The sequence below is a fragment of the Pseudomonas sp. 05N431 genome, from assembly GCF_056397005.1.
Genome location: NZ_JBFTMN010000039.1, coordinates 1 through 4,785 on the forward strand (window position 1 = coordinate 1; position 4,785 = coordinate 4,785).

The window sequence follows — 4,785 nt, forward strand, 5'->3', positions numbered from 1 at the left end:
GGTGGCGGTGTAGGTGACGGTGCCGCCTTCTGCTGCCGAATCGGTGGCGGTCAGTTTCACCGTCGAGGTGTCGATGGTGTCGGTGACGTTGGTGACCGCTGGTGTATTGCTGGTGACCAGGTTCTCGAAGTTGCCGCCGGTGGCGGTGGTGATCGTTGCCTGGACCTTGCCGGCATCGAGGTAGACGTCGTCTTTGGGTGCATCGACCACTACGGTGCCGGTGGTTTTGCCGGCGTCGATGTTGATTACGGCGCCGTTGCTCAGGGTCACGGTCACCGGCGTGCCGGCGGCATTGGTCAGGGTCGCGGTGTAGGTAATCTGACCGCCTTCAGCCACAGAGCCGGTCGCCGTCAGGCTGAGACCGGTATTGTCGATCGAATCGGTAATGGTGGTGACCGCTGGGGTGGTGCTTGGAGTCAGCTGTTCGAAGTTGCCGCCAGTGGTGCTCTCGATGGTGGTGCTGACGGTGCTGCCATTTTTGTAGACGTCATTCGCCGGGGTGTCGACCACTACGCTGCCGCTGGTTTTACCGGCTTCGATGTTGATCACCGCGCCGTTGCTCAGGGTAACGCTCATCGCGGTGCCGGCTGGGTTGGTCAGGGTCGCGGTGTAGGTGATCTGCCCACCTTCGGTGACCGAACCGGTCGCCGCCAGGCTCAGCCCGGTATTGTCGATCGAGTCGGTGATCGTCGTAACGGCCGGGGTGGTGCTCGGGGTCAACTGCTCGAAATTGCCACCGGTGGTGCTTTCGATGGTAGTGCTGACGGTGCTGCCGTTTTTGTAAACGTCGTTCGCCGGGGTGTCGACCACCACGGAGCCGGTGGTTTTACCGGCTTCGATGTTGATGACGGCGCCATTGCTCAGCGTGACAGTCATCGGCGTGCCGGCCGGATTGGTCAGCGTCGCGGTGTAAGTGATCTGACCACCTTCGGTGACCGAACCGGTCGCCGTCAGGCTCAGCCCGGTATTGTCGATCGAGTCGGTGATCGTCGTAACGGCCGGAGTGGTGCTCGGGGTCAGCTGCTCGAAATTGCCACCGGTGGTGCTTTCGATGGTAGTGCTGACGGTGCTACCGTTTTTGTAAACGTCGTTCGCCGGGGTATCGACCACCACCGAGCCGCTGGTTTTACCGGCTTCAATGTTGATCACCGCACCGTTCGACAGGGTGACACTCATCGCGGTGCCGGCCGGGTTGGTCAGCGTGGCGGTGTAAGTGATCTGACCACCTTCGGTGACCGAACCGGTCGCCGTCAGGCTCAGCCCGGTATTGTCGATCGAGTCGGTGATCGTCGTAACGGCCGGGGTGGTGCTCGGGGTCAACTGCTCGAAATTGCCGCCGGTGGTGCTTTCGATGGTGGTGCTGACGGTGCTGCCGTTTTTGTAAACGTCATTCGCCGGAGTGTCGACCACTACGCTGCCGATGGTTTTACCGGCCTCGATGTTGATCACCGCGCCGTTGCTCAGCGTCACGCTCATCGCGGTGCCAGCTGGGTTGGTCAGCGTCGCGGTGTAGGTGATCTGCCCGCCTTCAACCACCGAACCATTCGCGGTCAGGCTCAGGCCAGTGTTATCGATCGAGTCGGTGACGGTGGTGACGGCCGGGGTGGTGCTTGGAGTCAGCTGTTCGAAATTGCCGCCGCTGGTGCTTTCGATGGTGGTGCTGACGGTACTGCCGTTCTTGTAGACGTCGTTGGCCGGGGTGTCGACCACCACCGAACCGGTGGTTTTGCCGGCTTCGATGTTGATCACCGCACCGTTGGACAGGGTGACGCTCATCGCGGTGCCGGCCGGGTTGGTCAGGGTCGCGGTGTAGGTGATCTGGCCACCTTCGGTGACCGAACCGGTGGCCGCCAGGGACAGGCCGGTGTTGTCGATCGAGTCGGTAATCGTCGTAACGGCCGGCGTGCTGCTCGGGGTCAACTGCTCGAAATTGCCGCCGGTGGTGCTTTCGATGGTGGTGCTGACGGTGCTGCCATTTTTGTAAACGTCATTGGCCGGGGTATCAACCACCACACTGCCGGAAGTCTTGCCGGCCTCGATGTTGATCACCGCGCCGTTGCTCAGCGTGACGCTCATCGGTGTACCGGCCGGATTGGTCAGCGTCGCGGTGTAGGTGATCTGCCCGCCTTCAACCACCGAACCATTCGCGGTCAGGCTCAACCCGGTGTTATCGATCGAGTCGGTAATCGTCGTGACGGCCGGCGTGCTGCTCGGGGTCAACTGCTCGAAGTTGCCACCGGTGGTGCTCTCGATGGTGGTGCTGACGGTGCTGCCATTTTTGTAGACGTCATTCGCCGGGGTATCAACCACCACACTGCCGGAAGTCTTGCCGGCCTCGATGTTGATCACCGCTCCGTTCGACAGGGTGACGCTCATCGAGGTGCCGGCCGGATTGGTCAGCGTCGCGGTGTAAGTGATCTGCCCACCTTCGGTAATGCTGGTGTTGGCGGTCAGCGTCAGGCCGGTGTTATCGATCGAATCGGTAATCGTCGTAACCGCCGGTGTGCTGCTTGGGGTCAGCTGTTCGAAGTTGCCACCGGTGGTGCTTTCGATGGTAGTGCTGACGGTGCTGCCGTTCTTGTAGACGTCGTTCGCTGGAGTGTCGACCACCACCGAGCCGGAAGTCTTACCGGCCTCGATGTTGATCACCGCTCCGTTCGACAGGGTGACGCTCATCGAGGTGCCGGCCGGATTGGTCAGCGTCGCGGTGTAAGTGATCTGCCCACCTTCGGTGACCGAACCGGTCGCCGTCAGGCTCAGCCCGGTATTGTCGATCGAGTCGGTGATCGTCGTAACCGCCGGCGTCGTGCTTGGGGTCAGTTGCTCGAAATTGCCACCGGTGGTGCTTTCGATGGTAGTGCTGACGGTGCTGCCGTTTTTGTAAACGTCGTTCGCCGGGGTATCGACCACCACCGAGCCGCTGGTTTTACCGGCTTCAATGTTGATCACCGCACCGTTCGACAAGGTGACAGTCATCGCGGTGCCGGCTGGATTGGTCAGGGTCGCGGTGTAGGTGATCTGCCCACCTTCGGTGACCGAACCGGTCGCCGCCAGGGACAGCCCGGTGTTATCGATCGAATCGGTAATGGTGGTGACCGCTGGGGTGGTGCTTGGAGTCAGCTGTTCGAAGTTGCCGCCAGTGGTGCTCTCGATGGTGGTGCTGACGGTGCTGCCGTTTTTGTAAACGTCGTTCGCCGGGGTGTCGACCACCACCGAACCGCTGGTTTTACCGGCCTCGATATTGATCACGGCGCCGTTCGACAGCGTGACGCTCATCGCGGTGCCGGCCGGATTGGTCAGCGTCGCGGTGTAGGTGATCTGGCCACCTTCGGTAATGCTGTTGTTGGCGGTGAGTGTCAGGCCGGTGTTGTCGATCGAATCGGTGATGGTGGTCACCGCCGGGGTGCTGCTTGGGGTCAACTGTTCGAAGTTGCCGCCGCTGGTGCTTTCGATGGTGGTGCTGACCGTGCTGCCGTTCTTGTAGACGTCATTGGCCGGGGTATCAACCACCACGCTGCCGGAAGTCTTACCGGCTTCGATGTTGATCACGGCGCCGTTGCTCAGCGTCACGCTCATCGGCGTACCAGCCGGATTGGTCAGCGTCGCGGTGTAAGTGATCTGCCCGCCTTCGGTGACCGAACCGGTCGCCGTCAGGCTCAGTCCGGTGTTGTCGATCGAGTCGGTGATGATGGTGACGGCCGGGGTGGTGCTTGGGGTCAACTGCTCGAAGTTGCCACCGCTGGTGCTTTCGATGGTAGTGCTGACGGTGCTGCCATTTTTGTAGACGTCATTGGCCGGGGTGTCGATCACCACGGAGCCGGTGGTTTTACCGGCCTCGATATTGATCACCGCGCCGTTCGACAGGGTGACGCTCATCGCGGTGCCGGCCGGGTTGCTCAGGGTCGCGGTGTAGGTGATCTGCCCGCCTTCGGTGACCGAACCTGTGGCCGCCAGGGACAGCCCGGTGTTATCGATCGAATCGGTAATGGTGGTGACCGCTGGCGTGCTGCTTGGAGTCAGCTGTTCGAAGTTGCCGCCGCTGGTGCTTTCGATGGTGGTGCTGACCGTGCTGCCGTTTTTGTAAACGTCATTCGCTGGAGTGTCGACCACTACGGAACCAGTGGTTTTACCGGCGTCGATGTTGATCACGGCGCCATTCGACAGGGTCACGCTCATCGGCGTACCAGCCGGATTGGTCAGCGTCGCGGTGTAGGTGATCTGGCCACCTTCGGTAATGCTGTTGTTGGCGGTGAGCGTCAGGCCGGTATTGTCGATCGAGTCGGTGATGGTGGTGACCGCCGGGGTGCTGCTCGGGGTCAACTGCTCGAAGTTGCCACCGGTGGTGCTTTCGATGGTGGTGCTGACGGTGCTGCCGTTCTTGTAGACGTCGTTCGCCGGGGTGTCGACCACCACGGAGCCGGTGGTTTTACCGGCGTCGATGTTGATCACCGCGCCGTTGCTCAGGGTGACGCTCATCGCGGTGCCAGCCGGGTTGCTCAGCGTCGCGGTGTAAGTGATCTGSCCGCCTTCGGTAATGSTGTTGTYGGCGGTGAGCGTCAGGCCGGTGTTATCGATCGAGTCGGTGATGGTGGTCACCGCCGGCGTCGTGCTCGGGGTCAGCTGTTCGAAGTTGCCGCCGCTGGTGCTTTCGATGGTGGTACTGACCGTGCTGCCGTTCTTGTAGACGTCGTTCGCCGGGGTGTCGACCACCACGGAGCCGGTGGTTTTACCGGCCTCGATGTTGATCACCGCGCCGTTGCTCAGCGTCACGCTCATCGCGGTGCC

Annotated in this window: 1 protein-coding gene; it reads right to left on the reverse strand. The window is 61.6% G+C overall.

Annotation, left to right across the window (positions count from 1 at the left end; all coding sequences use genetic code 11):
- Positions 1–4,785: beta strand repeat-containing protein (locus AC1DIG_RS29095; protein ID WP_477770080.1), on the reverse strand; the 4,785-nt coding region annotated here is incomplete at both ends.